Source organism: Billgrantia desiderata (assembly GCF_900108215.1).
Lineage (GTDB): Bacteria > Pseudomonadota > Gammaproteobacteria > Pseudomonadales > Halomonadaceae > Halomonas > Halomonas desiderata.
In genome coordinates this window covers 195,605-209,194 of record NZ_FNVC01000003.1, presented here as the reverse complement: position 1 = coordinate 209,194, position 13,590 = coordinate 195,605, and the positions used below count along the sequence as shown (strand labels likewise).

General features: G+C 64.2%; 13 protein-coding genes. 7 read left to right on the top strand and 6 right to left on the bottom strand.

Going from position 1 to position 13,590, the window contains the following annotated elements:
• The first annotated feature begins 25 nt into the window (after positions 1–25).
• Positions 26–412: a CBS domain-containing protein gene (locus tag C4S71_RS04910; RefSeq protein WP_010627336.1), complete on the top strand. Its 387-nt coding sequence runs from the start codon at positions 26–28 to the stop codon at positions 410–412.
• Between the two features lie 19 nt (positions 413–431).
• Positions 432–719 (top strand): hypothetical protein, encoded by a 288-nt coding sequence (locus C4S71_RS04905; RefSeq protein WP_086511594.1) that lies wholly within the window; start codon positions 432–434, stop codon positions 717–719.
• A 64-nt stretch (positions 720–783) separates the two neighbouring features.
• Here the strand turns inward: C4S71_RS04905 and pepN are convergent, their stop codons facing one another.
• The 5 genes from pepN to C4S71_RS04880 all read right to left on the bottom strand — a co-directional run bounded on the left by pepN (position 784) and on the right by C4S71_RS04880 (position 5,770).
• The gene (gene pepN / locus C4S71_RS04900; RefSeq protein ID WP_103968398.1) at positions 784–3,417 is read right to left on the bottom strand and encodes an aminopeptidase N; all 2,634 of its coding nucleotides are present in this window, start codon (positions 3,415–3,417) and stop codon (positions 784–786) included.
• 72 nt (positions 3,418–3,489) lie between these two features.
• Positions 3,490–3,894, bottom strand: coding sequence for a YbaN family protein (locus C4S71_RS04895; RefSeq protein WP_103968397.1), 405 nt, complete (start codon positions 3,892–3,894; stop codon positions 3,490–3,492).
• A 137-nt stretch (positions 3,895–4,031) separates the two neighbouring features.
• Positions 4,032–4,562 (bottom strand): Hsp20/alpha crystallin family protein, encoded by a 531-nt coding sequence (locus C4S71_RS04890; RefSeq protein WP_086511591.1) that lies wholly within the window; start codon positions 4,560–4,562, stop codon positions 4,032–4,034.
• 177 nt (positions 4,563–4,739) lie between these two features.
• The gene (locus C4S71_RS04885) at positions 4,740–5,225 is read right to left on the bottom strand and encodes a YajQ family cyclic di-GMP-binding protein (protein WP_086511590.1); all 486 of its coding nucleotides are present in this window, start codon (positions 5,223–5,225) and stop codon (positions 4,740–4,742) included.
• 62 nt (positions 5,226–5,287) lie between these two features.
• Complete coding sequence (locus tag C4S71_RS04880) at positions 5,288–5,770, bottom strand: GNAT family N-acetyltransferase (protein WP_086511589.1); 483 nt, start codon at positions 5,768–5,770, stop codon at positions 5,288–5,290.
• Positions 5,771–5,971: 201 nt separating this feature from the next.
• Between C4S71_RS04880 and C4S71_RS04875 the strand changes: the two genes are divergently transcribed.
• Entirely contained in the window at positions 5,972–7,477 is a 1,506-nt protein-coding gene (locus tag C4S71_RS04875) for a RimK family protein (protein ID WP_103968396.1), read from the top strand.
• Positions 7,478–7,651: 174 nt separating this feature from the next.
• On the opposite strand, the gene C4S71_RS22275 is transcribed toward C4S71_RS04875, so the two are convergent.
• A complete protein-coding gene (locus tag C4S71_RS22275; RefSeq protein WP_146064583.1) occupies positions 7,652–7,852 on the bottom strand; it encodes a hypothetical protein in 201 nt (66 codons plus the stop codon).
• Between C4S71_RS22275 and C4S71_RS04870 the strand changes: the two genes are divergently transcribed.
• The 4 genes from C4S71_RS04870 to C4S71_RS04855 are packed head-to-tail and all read left to right on the top strand — an operon-like array spanning position 7,851 to position 13,588.
• Entirely contained in the window at positions 7,851–9,197 is a 1,347-nt protein-coding gene (locus tag C4S71_RS04870) for a UDP-glucose dehydrogenase family protein (RefSeq protein ID WP_103968451.1), read from the top strand. The two genes, C4S71_RS22275 and C4S71_RS04870, sit on opposite strands and share 2 nt — an antisense overlap.
• A gap of 9 nt (positions 9,198–9,206) precedes the next feature.
• Positions 9,207–11,132 (top strand): glycosyltransferase, encoded by a 1,926-nt coding sequence (locus C4S71_RS04865; protein ID WP_086511587.1) that lies wholly within the window; start codon positions 9,207–9,209, stop codon positions 11,130–11,132.
• 19 nt (positions 11,133–11,151) lie between these two features.
• Positions 11,152–12,711, top strand: coding sequence for a PilZ domain-containing protein (locus tag C4S71_RS04860; protein ID WP_103968395.1), 1,560 nt, complete (start codon positions 11,152–11,154; stop codon positions 12,709–12,711).
• Between the two features lie 19 nt (positions 12,712–12,730).
• Positions 12,731–13,588: a polysaccharide lyase gene (locus C4S71_RS04855; RefSeq protein WP_103968394.1), complete on the top strand. Its 858-nt coding sequence runs from the start codon at positions 12,731–12,733 to the stop codon at positions 13,586–13,588.
• Positions 13,589–13,590 lie beyond the last annotated feature (2 nt).

The window sequence follows — 13,590 nt, the reverse complement described above, 5'->3', positions numbered from 1 at the left end:
GCGCGAGATTGACGGAGAGAACGAGATGCTGGTCAAGGACATCATGAACCGCGACGTGGTGACGGTATCCCCCTTCGCCACCCTGCGCGATGCGCTGAGCCTGATGAAGCGCCACAATCTAAAGAGTCTGGTGGTGGAGCAGCAGGATCCCCACGATGCCTGGGGGTTGATCACCTATACCAATATCCTCAAGACCATCGTCGCCGAGAACGGCGACATCGACCTGATCAACGTCTACGACGTCTGTGCCAAGCCGGCCATCGGCGTCGGCGAGTCGCTGGACGTGCGCCACGTCGCCAGCCTGATGACCGACAGTGTGGTCAAGCGGGTGCTGGTGCTGGACGACAACAAGTTGCTGGGCCTGGTCACGATGGATGATATCGTAGGCACCGTGCTCGACATGATCGAGTAAGCCGAACACGGATCTGCGCATGCAAGAGTTCTTCTCCTGGCTGGGCGAAACCCTGGGCGAGATCATTCGCTTCGTGGTCGACCTGCTGATCGTCTTCTTCTACAACCTGGGCGCCTCCGCCCGGGGCTTCTTCGACGGCCTGGCCAGCGCGCTGGGCATCCCCGCCACCCTGGTCAGCCTGGCGGTGCTGCTGCTCGGCCTGTGGCTGCTCTACCTGGCGCTACGCGCCCTGCTGCGCCGACGCATCGTCGCCACCCTGATCTGGGCGGTGCTGGGGGTTACGGTGCTGAGCTGGCTGATCTATTGATTGGGCGGAGGCTTTGCTGCTGCGCTTGATAACCCGTCGGATACCGAGCGCAGCAGGAAATTACTCAGGCAAGAGCCTTTTCGATCACCTCATAGACGTTGGGCGAGAGCTTCTCGGCGCGGATGCGTTCGAGTTCGCCCTTCATCAGCGCCTGGCGCGACTCGTCGAAGCGCTGCCAGCGCGTCAGCGGCGTGACCAGCCGCGCGGCAATCTCCGGGTTGAGCCGGTTGAGCTCGATCACCACGTCGCTCAGCAGCCGGTAGCCCTCCCCGTCGGCACGATGGAAGTTGATGCGGTTCTGGTTGGCGAAGGCGCCGACCAGAGCACGTACCTTGTTGGGGTTCTTCAGCGAGAAGGCGGGATGGGCCATCAGGTGTCTGACCCGATCGAGGGCATCCGGCTGAGGCCGGGTGACCTGAATGGTGAACCACTGATCCATCACCAGCGAGTCGTGAGCCCACTTCTCGCCGAAGGCGCGCAGTGCGGGGGTGGCCAGATCGTCACGACTGCTGTGGGTCAGCAGTGTCAGCGCATGGCGCACGTCGGTCATGTTGTGGTCGGCCTCGAACTGCCGCCGGGCAAGCTCGATGGCCTGTTCGTCCTCGATGGCCATGAGATAGGAGAGCGCCACGTTCTTCAGGCTGCGCCGGGCGATCTGCTCGGGCTCCGGCGCGTAGGGTGCATCGCTCACGTTCTCTTCAAAGACACGCATGAAGTCGTCGCGCAGGGTCGCTGCCAGCGACTGCTTGACGAAGGTGCGTGCCGCGTGGATCGCCTCGACGTCCACCAGCGGCTGCTGCTCGGCGATGTAGGCCTCGCTCGGTAGCGTCAGCATCTCAGCCAGCACCGCCTTGTCGTCGCCGCCGCGCTCGAGCAGGGCGCGTAAGGCCTCGACCACGCGCGGGTCCATGACCTTCTCCACGCCGTTGCGATGCGCGGCGATGAGATCGTCCAGCGCCAGCATCGCCAGGCGCTGCCCCGCGTCCCAGCGATTGAAGCCATCCGAGTCGTTGGCCAGCAGGAAGGCCAGATCCTCGCGGCCGTAGGGGAAGCGCAGCTGCACCGGCGCCGAGAAGCCGCGCAGCAACGAGGGTATCGGGGCCTCGGAAACGTCGGTGAAGACGTAGGTCTGTTCCTCTTCGCGCAGGTGGATCACGCCATCGCTGCCCAGCGACTCACCGTCAAGCGTCAAGGGTAGGTCGCGGCCGCTCTTGGTGCCCACCAGGCCCATGCGAATGGGAATGTGCAGCGGCTGCTTGTCGGGCTGGCCGGGGGTGGCCGGCGTGCGCTGACGCAGCGTCAGGCGATATTCGGCGTGGGCATAGTCGTACTCGCCGTAGGCATCGATCTCCGGGGTGCCGGCCTGGGAGTACCAGCGCATGAACTGGGAGAGATCCTGCCCCGAGGCTTCGGCCATGCACTCGACGAAGTCCTCGATGGTCACCGCCTGTCCGTCGAAGCGCTCGAAGTAGAGATCGCTGCCGCGGCGGAAGGCCTCCCAGCCCACCAGGTTGCACAGCATGCGCACCACCTCGGCGCCCTTCTCGTAGATGGTCAGGGTATAGAAATTGCCGATCTCGATGTAGTGATCGGGGCGCACCGGGTGCGCGGTGGGACCGGCATCCTCGGCAAACTGGGCGGTGCGGAAGAAGGCCACGTCCTCGATGCGCTTGACCGGCGCCGAATTGACGTCGGCGGAGAAGCACTGGTCGCGAAAGACGGTGAAGCCCTCCTTCAGCGAGAGCTGGAACCAGTCGCGGCAGGTAACGCGGTTGCCCGACCAGTTGTGGAAGTACTCGTGGGCGACGATGCCCTCGACCCGCTGGAACGTCGCATCGGTGGCGGTATGCGGATGGGTCAGCACCGCCGCCGAGTTGAAGATGTTGAGCCCCTTGTTCTCCATGGCGCCCATGTTGAAATCGTTGACCGCCACGATCATGAACAGGTCGAGATCGTATTCGCGTCCGTAGGTCTCCTCGTCCCACTGCATGGCGCGCTTGAGCGAGGCCATGGCGTGGTCGGTCTTGCCCAGGTTCTCCTCCTCGACCCAGATCTGCAGCGTGACCTCGCGCCCGCTCATGGTCGTGAAGCGATCCTCGACCTTCTCGAGGTCGCCGGCCACCAGCGCAAACAGGTAGCTGGGCTTGGGGAAGGGATCGTCCCAGGTGACGAAGTGGCGCCCACCGGGCAGCTCGCCCCGCTCCACCGGGTTGCCGTTGGAGAGCAGCACCGGCAGGCTCGCCTTGTCGCCGATCACGGTAGTGGAGAAGGTGGCCATCACGTCCGGGCGATCCGGGTAGTAGGTGATGCGGCGAAAGCCCTCGGCCTCGCACTGGGTGCAGTACATGCCGTTGGAGAGATAGAGCCCTTCCAGCGCCGTGTTCTCCCTGGGCGCGATCTCCACTTCAGTGTCCAGGCGGAAGCGCTGGGGTGGACGGTGCAGGGTCAGCCCGCTCTCGCCGAGCGTGTACTCGTCGCCGGACAAGGGCTGGCCGTCGATGGCGATTGACTTCAGGATCAGTTGCTCACCGTCGAGCTCGAGGGGCGCATCGGCCTCGCGCTCCGGATTGCGCTCCAGTTGCAGGCTCGCCTTGACTCGGGTCGCCGCGGGATCGAGCTCGAAGGTCAACCCGACATGGGTCACACGGTAGGCGGGCGGCCGATAGTCATGGCGATACGTCGGCTTGGGTTCAGACATCGGGAAGACTCCTGTCCATGGTCGGCGCCCATTGTACGGTTGGCGGCTCCCCAACCTCAAAGGCGCATTGCGTCAGCGGCGCACGAAACGCGCCGAGTCGCCTGCCAGCCGAACGGGTTCGGGGCGCGTGACGATCCACAGCCCCAGCAGGGTCAGACCGCTCACCAGCAGCACTTTCAGCCACACCACACTCAGGGTGAAGAGGAGCACCAGGATCGAGAAGGCCAGCATGGCGCCGGCAAGCCATTTGGCGTGACGAGGAATGGCGCGCTCGCCCTCCCAGGCCACCACGGTGGGACCGAAGCGCGGGTGCTCACGTATCCACCGAGCGAAGCTCGGTGAGCCGCGAGAGGCCGCCCATACCGCCAGCAGCATGAAACAGGTCGTCGGCATCAGCGGCACGAAGACACCGATGACGCCGAGCCCGAAGCTGACCCATGCCAGAGCGATATAGAGAGCGCGTCGAAGCGAATGCATGCAGGTAGCTCCAATTCGGCGTTGCCAGCTCTCCTCATTGAAGCGCATCTCGCCAGTGCGAGCCAATCAGCCATCCCTATGGACGCGTTAGAAAAAAGAAAGCCCGCCCGGAGGCGAGCTGACGGAGTCCATTTTCGTTAGTGAATGGGAATTTCACGACGCTGCGACTTGACCTCGCCGCTGCGAGGTACGTGCACCTCGAGCACGCCATTGGCAAAGCTGGCCCTGATCTCTTCGGTGCGAGCATCGGCGGGAAGATCCAGCACCCGGCGGAAACTGCCATAGGAGCGCTCGATACGCTGGAACTTGTCTTCCTTGGTGGTGCTTTCCTGGCGTTTCTCGCCTTCGATCACCAGGCGATGGTCATCCAAGGTGAGTTTGACGTCCTTCTCTTCGACACCCGGCACCTCGACGCTGATCAGGTACTCGTCATCGCGCTCGGCAATGTCGAGCTGCGGCCGCAGCAGGCCGGGAATCTCGCCAAAGCGGCTCTCCAGGGAAGGCATGCCGAACTGACGCATGACGTCGTTCATCCAGCGGTCGAGCTCCTGGTGCATGCCGAGCAACGGCGAGAGCTCGCCGCGACGCGGCTCGACGGGCACCGGCGTGCCGGCATCGGCACTCTCGCTCTTGAACCAGTTCCAGGGAGAGAATTTCTGCAGGTTCATACGCCACCTCCTGTTCTTCCAAACACGTGACGCAACGGGCAGGCCATTCGGCCCTGTGTCAGCAAGGGTAAAATTGGTGACGTCGGAGGAAATTTCAAGGGTGGGCTGCGGCTTGCTTGCCCCAGGTCAAGATTTGCCATCGACCGCTGACGGGCCGATGGCGCACTACCGCACCGCTCAATCGCGGAAATTGTCGAACTGAAGTGCCAGGTCTGGGCCGCCCTCGCCGCGCAGCATGGCAATCACATCCTGCAGATCGTCACGCTTCTTGCCGGTGACGCGCACCTTCTCACCCTGAATCTGGGCCTGGACCTTGAGCTTGCTGTCCTTGATGCGCTTGACGATGTCCTTGGCCTCCTTCTGCTCCAGCCCCTGCTTGAGCTTGACCTCCTGGCGGGCGCGCACGCCGGAAAGCTCGGGCTCCTGCACGTCCATGCAGCGCGCATCGATGCCACGGGCGATGAGACGGTTGCGCAAGACGTCGAGCATCTGCTTGAGCTGGAAATCGACTTCGGCTTCGAGCAGCACCGTGTCGCCGTTCAGCTCGAAGCTGGCCTTGACGCCTTTGAAGTCGAAGCGGCTCTGGATCTCGCGATTGGCCTGATCCACCGCGTTGCTGGCTTCGTGCTTGTCATATTCGGAAACGATATCGAAAGAAGGCATGGCTTTTCCCTGTTTGCCCGGTACGCCGAAAAGTCTACCAGCCTAGGCTGCCCCCTGCGCGTCTAGGAGGCTTCTTCAACCGGATCTTCTGCTGCGACGAGCGACTTGCCCATCTGCCAGCCGGCACAGCCGTCTTCGTAGTAATCGTCGAGCCATCGCTCCAGACGAAACCCCATGCGGCGATACAACCCCAGCGCGATACGGTTGTCGGCTCTCACCTCGAGCCCCAGGGCATCGGCCCCCTGAGCCACGGCCAGGCGCTCCAGCGCTTCGAGCAGGCGACGCCCCAAGCCGCTACCACGCGCTTCCGGGTGGACACAGAAGGAGTAGAGCCGGGCTCGTCGGCTGCCGCGCCGGAACAGCAAGGTGCCGTAGCCCAGCAGTCGCCCATCCTCTGCCTCGGCAAGCAGGGTCTCGGCATGAGCGCGATTCAACAGGTGCCAAAGCTGCCGGCGGCTGAAGCGGTCGCCGCTGAAGGCCAGCTGTTCCAGGCGATAGAGTGCGTCCAGATCCTGAGGACGGGCCTGACGCAACGTAACGCTCATCGAACTCTCCGCAACGGGCCGCAACGGGCTGCAATCATCATATGTCGTAGGGACACGATAGTCGTCCCGACACTGCTGTTGGTGGATCGGGATCATGAAATCATTTCACCAGTCGACACGCTTGTCGACTGGAAGTTGCAGCGGCATGCTGGCCGCATTCGGCAGCGCTCTGCCATCGTTTTCAACCGAACGGAACTCACCATGTGCCCCTTGCGTATCGTCGTCGATCGACAGGAAGACTGGCAGCCCTACTACCCCTCCGAGGACCTGATCAGCGCTGACGACTTCCTTGCCCTGGACCGCCGTCACCGCAGTGCCGCCGACCAGGACCGCAGCACCCATGTGATCAATCTGTGCGGCGAACTCGACTACCTGGGTACCGGCTACTACGTCTCCCTGCTCGCCCAGGCCCGTGGGCAGCGGGTGCTGCCGAGCGTGGAGACCCTCAACGAGCTGTCGCGCAAGGCGCTGGTCGATCTGCAGCTGGATACGCTGGCCCCGCTGTTGGGCGAACTGGCACGCCAGGGCCGCCTCGCCGGCGACAGCGTGACGCTGCGGGTGCTGTTCGGCGAATGCCTCGAACCCGAGCTGGGCCGTCTCGCCCGCAAGCTCTTCGAGCGCCTGCCCTGTCCGCTGCTCGAGGCACGCCTGGTGCGGCGCCACGACCTGTGGCGCCTGGCCCGCCTCAAGCCGGTGGCGCTGCGCGATCTCAACGTCGACGAGCAGGACCTGTTCGCCTCGGCGCTGAACCGCCACTCGCGCAAGGTATGGCGCACCCCCAAGGCGCGCCGCCGCTACCGCTTCGACCTGGCCATCCTGGTCGATCCCAAGGAGGTCATGCCGCCCAGCAACACCAGTGCGCTCAAGGCCTTCATTCGCGCCGGACGCAAGCTGGGCATCGACGTATCGCTGATCACCCGGCGCGACGCCGGCCGACTGGCCGAATTCGACGGCCTCTTCATCCGCGAAACCACCGCGCTGGACCATCACACCTACCGCATGGCAAGGCTCGCCGAGCATGAGGGGCTGGTGGTGATCGACTCGCCGCGGGACATCCTGCGCTGTACCAACAAGGTCTACCTGCATGCGCTGCTCCGGGCACGGGGCGTCCCGGCACCGGAGGGGGTCCTGCTCAAGCGCCGCGACCGACGCCCGCTGGCCGAGCGCGTCGCCGGCATGAGCTTTCCCATGGTGCTGAAGATTCCCGACGGCTCCTTCTCCCGCGGCGTGGTCAAGGTCGAGTCGCTGGAGCAGCTCGAGCGCGAAACCAGACGGCTGTTCGACGACTCCGCGCTGCTGCTGCTGCAGGAGTGGCTGCCCACCGAGTACGACTGGCGTATCGGCGTGCTGGACGGCCAGGTGCTGTTCGCCAGCCGCTATTACATGGCCCGCGGTCATTGGCAGATCTATGACCACTCGGGAGCACGCGTGAAGAGCGGCGGTTTCACCACCCACGATCCGTCCGAGGTGCCATCGGCGGTCATCAAGGCAGCCTTGAAGGCCACGCGCCTGATCGGCAACGGGCTCTATGGCGTCGACATCAAGCAGGCGGGAGAGCGGGTCGTGGTCATCGAGGTCAACGACAACCCCAACGTGGATGCCGGTATCGAGGATGCCCTGCTCGGACGCCAGCTCTACGAGCGCATCATGAGCGTGTTCCTGACACGTATGGAAGCCCGGGTAGCGGCAAGGTCGGCCAGCGAGTAAGGGCGTCGCTGCTCGGAAACACCCCTTCCTTACTCAACAAAACAAATTCAATCAATATATTACCCAAACACCTCCTATCCTTGTCGCTGTTAGGAGACAGATCAAGCCCTTGATCTGCAAGGCTCAGTGAACTTTGCGCCTGAGACGTCTCCTAATGGCGACACAACAGCACCATCATGTCTGATAACAATTCTTTATCTTCACGCCAGCTTTCTGATTGGAAAGACTTTTTTCCAGTTGGCGTGGATGTTGCCTACCGTATGACACGCTAACGAAGAAAACCCGGCCCTGTGCGCCGTTAGCGTCGGTGGATACCGGCGCAGGCGGCGTTGATTGGATGAACAGGGCATCACTGCAAGGAGCGATGACGATCATGAAAATCACCATCTTCGGATCAGGCTATGTGGGACTGGTCACCGGCGCCTGTCTGGCCGATGTCGGCCACCAGGTCATGTGCGTGGACGTCGACCAGGACAAGGTCGCACGGCTGAACGCCGGCGAAGTTCCCATCTACGAGCCCGGCCTGGAAGATCTGATCGGCAAGAACAAGGCTGCCGGCCGTATCGAGTTCACCACCGATGCCGCCAAGGCGGTCGAGTTCGGTCTGCTGCAGTTCATCGCCGTGGGCACCCCCTCCGACGAGGATGGCAGCGCCGACCTCAAGTACGTGCTGAAGGTCGCCGAAACCATCGGCCAGTACATGAACGACTACAAGATCGTCGTCGACAAGTCGACCGTGCCGGTCGGCACGGCCAGCAAGGTGGAACGCACGATTGCCGCCGAGCTCGAGAAACGCGGCGTCGACCTGGAGTTCGACGTCTGCTCCAATCCGGAGTTTCTCAAGGAAGGTGCTGCAATAGAGGATTTCTCCCGCGGCTCGCGCATCGTCGTCGGCACCGATTCGGAGCGCGTCAAGCAGGCCATGCTGGAGTGCTACGGGCCGTATAACCGTCAGCGCGACAAGATGATGTTCATGGGCGTGCGCAGCGCCGAGCTGACCAAGTACGCCGCCAACGCCATGCTGGCGACCAAGATCAGCTTCATCAACGAAGTCGCCAACCTCGCCGAGCGCCTCGGCGCCGACGTCGAAGAGGTTCGCCACGGCATCGGCTCCGACCCGCGCATCGGCTACAGCTTCATCTATCCCGGCTGCGGCTACGGCGGCTCCTGCTTTCCCAAGGACGTCAAGGCGCTGGCCCACACCGCCGAGGAGATCGGCCATCCGGCCGAGATGATCAAGGCGGTAGAGCGGGTCAATGCGCGGCAGAAGAACAAGCTGTTCGAGAAGCTCTGCCAGGCCTTCGACGGTCAATTGGCAGGCAAGACCATCGCCATCTGGGGGCTGGCCTTCAAGCCCAATACCGACGACATGCGCGAGGCGCCCAGCCGCGCGCTGATGGAAGCGCTGTGGGACGCCGGCGCGCGTGTCCAGGCCTACGATCCGGAAGCCTCCGACGAGTGTCGCCGTATCTACGGCGAGCGCGACGATCTGGTACTGGCCGAACGCCGCGACGATACCCTGGAGGGCGCCCACGCGCTGGTGATCTGCACCGAATGGAAGGCCTTCCGCACCATCGACTTCGCCGAGCTGCACGACAAGCTCGAGGAGCCGGTGCTGGTGGATGGTCGCAATCTGTTCCAACCCGAGACCGTCAAGCGAGCCGGGCTCGCCTACTACGGTATCGGTCGAGGTGACTCCGTACGACCCGTGCTGGCGTGAGGAGCTGCAATGTCCGCTACTCCCCGCGACCACACCGTCGCCAGCCGAGTCACGGAGCTGACCACCTTCGTGTTCGGCATGGCGCTGCTGATACTGATCGTCAGCGAGCTGCCGACGGATGTGTTTTCGCCCGAGTCGCAGAGCTTCTTCTTCGTCATCGGGACGATTGCCATCTGGCGCTACTCCTGGTGGGCGGTGCAGGCAATCCGCTCGGTCTGGTACAACCGTGTGCTCTTCCCACGCATGCGGGCCGAGGCCGATGCGGTGGGCGAGCACGAAAAGCCACCGGAGCTGTTCGTGCTGTGCACCTCGTTTCGCATCGAGGCTCGGGTCAACTTCCAGGTCTATGACGCTCTGGTCAGGGAAGCTCACACCTACGGCGTGCCGACGACGATCTTCGCCTCCGTCTCGGATCGTACCGACGTGGATGTCATCACTCACGTCATGGACGAGCACGGCTGGCCGCAGAACGTCGAAGTGCGCTACATGTTCCAGAAGGGGGACGGCAAGCGCTCGGCCATGGCCGAGGTGCTGCGGGCGATCTCCCGGCGCCTGCCGGCGCCGGGATCGCTGTTGATCTCGATGGATGGCGATATCCGGCTCGAGCCGGGCACGCTGTCCCGTTCGCTCTCCTTCTTCGTGTCCCAGGACGACCTGGGGGCGCTGACCACCAACAACCGTGCCGAGGTGACCGGCAACGACGCCACCCGCGAGTGGTACGACCTGCGCTATGCGCAGCGCCACCTGATGATGAGCTCGATGTCGGTATCGCGTCGACTGCTGGTGCTCACCGGCCGCTACAGCGTGTTCCGTGCCGACCTGGCGACTCAGCCCGACTTCATCGAGCTGATCGAGAGCGACCATGTCGACCATTGGCGCTTCGGCAACTTCAAGTTCCTCTCGGGTGACGACAAGTCCTCGTGGTTCTGGCTGCTGAAGAAAGGCTGGCGCATGCTCTACATTCCCGACGTCTACGTGACGGGATTCGAGGAGCTGCCCGATCGTCGGCGTTTCTTTGCCTCGACCACCGACCTGATGCGTCGCTGGTACGGCAACATGCTGCGCACCAGCAACCGCGCCATTGCGCTGGGGCCTCGCCCGATGGGCATGTTTACCTGGTGGAGCCTGATCGATCAGCGCCTCTCCATGTGGACGACCCTCGTCGGCCCCACCGTGGTGACCCTGGTATCGCTGTTCGTCAGGCCCTCGTTCTTCTTCGCCTACGTGCTGTGGATCCTGATGACCCGTGGCATCGCCACTCTCATCCTTGCCTGGCAGCGCGGGCGATTCAGCCTGCTGTGGATCCCGCTGATCTACTACAACCAGGTGTGGGGCGCGATGCTGAAGACCTACGTCAGCTTCCGCTTCAACCGGCAGAAGTGGTCACGCCAGGGCATTTCCGCCGGCGAGCCGGACGATCCGGTGGCGGCCCGCAGACAGCGCCGAATGGGCCACGTACTGCATGGCTTTGCCTACGGCGTGCTGCTGTTCGTGCTGATCCTGTCGACCGGCGTGATGGAGCCGCCCGACCGCACATCGCTGCATATCGCCCGGGACCAGACCTGGGAGCGCAACCAGCAGCCGGAGCGGCTCGATCGCTGGATCGGTGCCGCCATTGCCGACAGAACCAATGACGCGGTACGACTCCCGCCAGGACACTTTCGGCTGGAAGGCGACCTGATCGACACCCTGCAACAAAGCGCCCGGCCGAGCGACAAGCAGATTCATGGCAATGAGCGCACCACGCTGGCGATATCGCCCGCCTTGGCGGAACTGATGCGGGGCCCCGATGGCGAGCCGATCCAGGATGCCGTGCAGTGCACCGTGGATGCCTCCTGCCAGCTGGCCCTCGATGAACACAACCTGACCCTCGTCAACGTAAGACTCAGGGTCGAGCCCGCCGCCCAAACGGAAGTGGCGACGACTCAACCCTGACGCAAGGAGCGACCTACGGATGGCTGATCATTTTTCCAACGACGACCCCAAGCGACACGAGCCTACCCTGGGTGGGAGCCGCGCAAGGAAGCAACCCGACGCTGCCGGCGAGCCGGAAGGCGCCGATCACGACAGCGTGCGCCTGACTCGCGGCGACCGCCTGCAGCATGAGCGCCGTGACGAGCGTGGCTACATTCGCGTCACCCTGCCCTTTCGCGTCGATCTGGCCGACAGCGATACGGAGCTGAGCGGCAACGACGTCTCCCTGGGCGGCTTTTCCGCCCACAGCCGGCGGGATTATCAGCCCGGCCAGCGCATCACCGCCTCACTGCTGATGATGGCAGGTGCCACCGAGCTGATCGTCCCGCTGAAGGCGGAGTGCCTGCGCACCACGCCCGCAGCCCGCGGCGAGGGCTACGACGTCAGCTTCGAGATCACCGAGATCGAGCCGCAGCACCGCGAGCTGCTGCGTCAGATCATCCGCAGCGCCCTCAGCGGCCGCTCGCCCAACGTCGAAGGACTGATAGGCGGCGAAGACCCCCAGACGCCGCGCAAGCGTCAGGCGTCCAGAGCGCTGCCGCCGGCGCGCCCGCCCAAGCCCATGGGGCGCTACATCCTGCTGTTCGCCGCCATCGGCGTGCTGGTGCTGGTAGGCGCCGCCACCGCCTACCGCAACTTCATGCTGATCGAGCCCAGTTTCGCCGCCGTGACGGCACCGCGCATCGATATTCGTGCGCCCAGTCCGGGCATTCTCGGCGAACACGAACTGGTGGCCGGCGACCAGGTCGAGCGCGACCAGCTTTTGACCAACGTGATCAACAGCGACCTGGAGTCCGATCTGATCCTTGCCGAGGCGGCGCTGGACTACAACAACCGGCTGCTCGACAACCTGCGCGAACACATCGAAGGCGGCATGCAGGAAGTCAGCCTGGCCAACTCGGCCCAGCCGGCCAGCGGCGACACCATGACCTTCGAGTCCGTCTCGCCGGAGATCGCCCAGGCGCGTATCGACCAGTTCGAAACGGTGCGCGACTACGAGAGCTCGCGTATCGCCGCCCTCGAGGCCCGTATGGCCAGCAATGACATCTACAGCCCCTGCGACTGTCTGGTGGCATGGGCGCTGAGCAGTGCCGACGGGGTCTACATCAACGAGAGCGAACGGATCATGACACTGATCCGCACCGACGAGGACGACGTGCTGGTCGAGGCGTTGGTGCACATGAACGACATCAGCCGCATCGACCCCGACCAGCAGGCCTACGTTACCCTGGCCAATGCCAACCAGCCCATTCGCGCTCGGGTGCGCAACGTTGCGCTGGACGTCGAACGCCAGCCGCGCGCCGGGTTTCCCAGTTGGGTGCGACAGCAGCAGAACGTGGCCAGCGTGCTGCTGGTACCGGAGGAGCCGCTGCCGGCCGAGAGCGTCGGCCAACCGGTGGACGTGCGCTTTACCGAAGCCCCGCTGCTGGGCGCCGCCTCGGAGCGGATCTGGCAAGGGGTGCGCTCGGTCATCCAGTTCGGCGACGACATCTACCGCGCAGCCATGGAGGACAACGATGAAGTTACCGACGACAGCTAAGGAACGCAGGACCGTCGGCATGTATACCGGCCTGCTGCTGGGGGGGTTGACCCTGCTGCCGGCAGCGGCCGGCCACAGCGACGAGGGCGCCGATGCCCTCGTCGGCATTCCCCAGGTCGAAGCCTGCTCACAGCGCTACAGAGCGATAGAAACCCCGCGGCCGCGCCAGGCTGCAGATGCAGCGTACAGAGACGGCCACGCCTCCGTGCGCCAGAACTTCCACACCACGCGCCACTGGGGTACCGATGAAAACGTCGAGCGTCTGGGAGCCGGACAGACCGGTATCGACGAGCCAGGCCTGCGCGTGCACTACCCCGCCGGCACCTCGTCACCGGGCGAGGAGCCCCGCGGCGGCGCCGGTTTCTACAGCGATCCCCCCTCGTTTCAGGGCGCCGAGCAAGCCTGCCTGAGCTATATGGTCCGCTTTCCCGCCGATTTCGACTTCGTCCGCGGCGGCAAGCTGCCGGGCCTGTATGGCGGGGAAGCCCCCTCGGGCGGTGAAGAGGTCGATGGCGTGAGCGGCTTTTCGATGCGCCTGATGTGGCGCGAGGAGGGCGAGGGAGAACTCTACCCCTATGTGGTCGGCTTCGAGGGTGAATCCATCGGGCGCGGCTTCTGGCACTTTCCGCTCGGTCAGTGGGTGACCATCGAGCAGGAGGTGGTGCTCAACGATCCCGGTCAGGATAACGGCATTGCCAGGCTCTGGGTCGATGGTCGTCCGGTGCTGGAGCACCAGAACGTAGTGTTTCGCACCACGCCCGACCTCACCATCGACGGCCTGATGTTCTCGACCTTCTTCGGCGGCACCGGTGAAGGGTGGCGCACGCCCCGCGATCAATACGTCGACTTTGCCGCCTTCCGTTTCTACACCCCCTGACA

Bases quoted from the DNA above. Each gene is read 5' to 3' on its own strand.
- C4S71_RS04885 (WP_086511590.1), bottom strand. From the start codon at position 5,225: ATGCCTTCTTTCGATATCGTTTCCGAATATGACAAGCACGAAGCCAGC.
- C4S71_RS04910 (WP_010627336.1), top strand. From the start codon at position 26: ATGCTGGTCAAGGACATCATGAACCGCGACGTGGTGACGGTATCCCCC.
- pepN (WP_103968398.1), bottom strand. From the start codon at position 3,417: ATGTCTGAACCCAAGCCGACGTATCGCCATGACTATCGGCCGCCCGCC.
- C4S71_RS04895 (WP_103968397.1), bottom strand. From the start codon at position 3,894: ATGCATTCGCTTCGACGCGCTCTCTATATCGCTCTGGCATGGGTCAGC.
- C4S71_RS04880 (WP_086511589.1), bottom strand. From the start codon at position 5,770: ATGAGCGTTACGTTGCGTCAGGCCCGTCCTCAGGATCTGGACGCACTC.
- C4S71_RS04860 (WP_103968395.1), top strand. From the start codon at position 11,152: ATGGCTGATCATTTTTCCAACGACGACCCCAAGCGACACGAGCCTACC.
- C4S71_RS04890 (WP_086511591.1), bottom strand. From the start codon at position 4,562: ATGAACCTGCAGAAATTCTCTCCCTGGAACTGGTTCAAGAGCGAGAGT.
- C4S71_RS04865 (WP_086511587.1), top strand. From the start codon at position 9,207: ATGTCCGCTACTCCCCGCGACCACACCGTCGCCAGCCGAGTCACGGAG.
- C4S71_RS04870 (WP_103968451.1), top strand. From the start codon at position 7,851: ATGAAAATCACCATCTTCGGATCAGGCTATGTGGGACTGGTCACCGGC.
- C4S71_RS04905 (WP_086511594.1), top strand. From the start codon at position 432: ATGCAAGAGTTCTTCTCCTGGCTGGGCGAAACCCTGGGCGAGATCATT.
- C4S71_RS04855 (WP_103968394.1), top strand. From the start codon at position 12,731: ATGTATACCGGCCTGCTGCTGGGGGGGTTGACCCTGCTGCCGGCAGCG.
- C4S71_RS04875 (WP_103968396.1), top strand. From the start codon at position 5,972: ATGTGCCCCTTGCGTATCGTCGTCGATCGACAGGAAGACTGGCAGCCC.
- C4S71_RS22275 (WP_146064583.1), bottom strand. From the start codon at position 7,852: ATGATCGTCATCGCTCCTTGCAGTGATGCCCTGTTCATCCAATCAACG.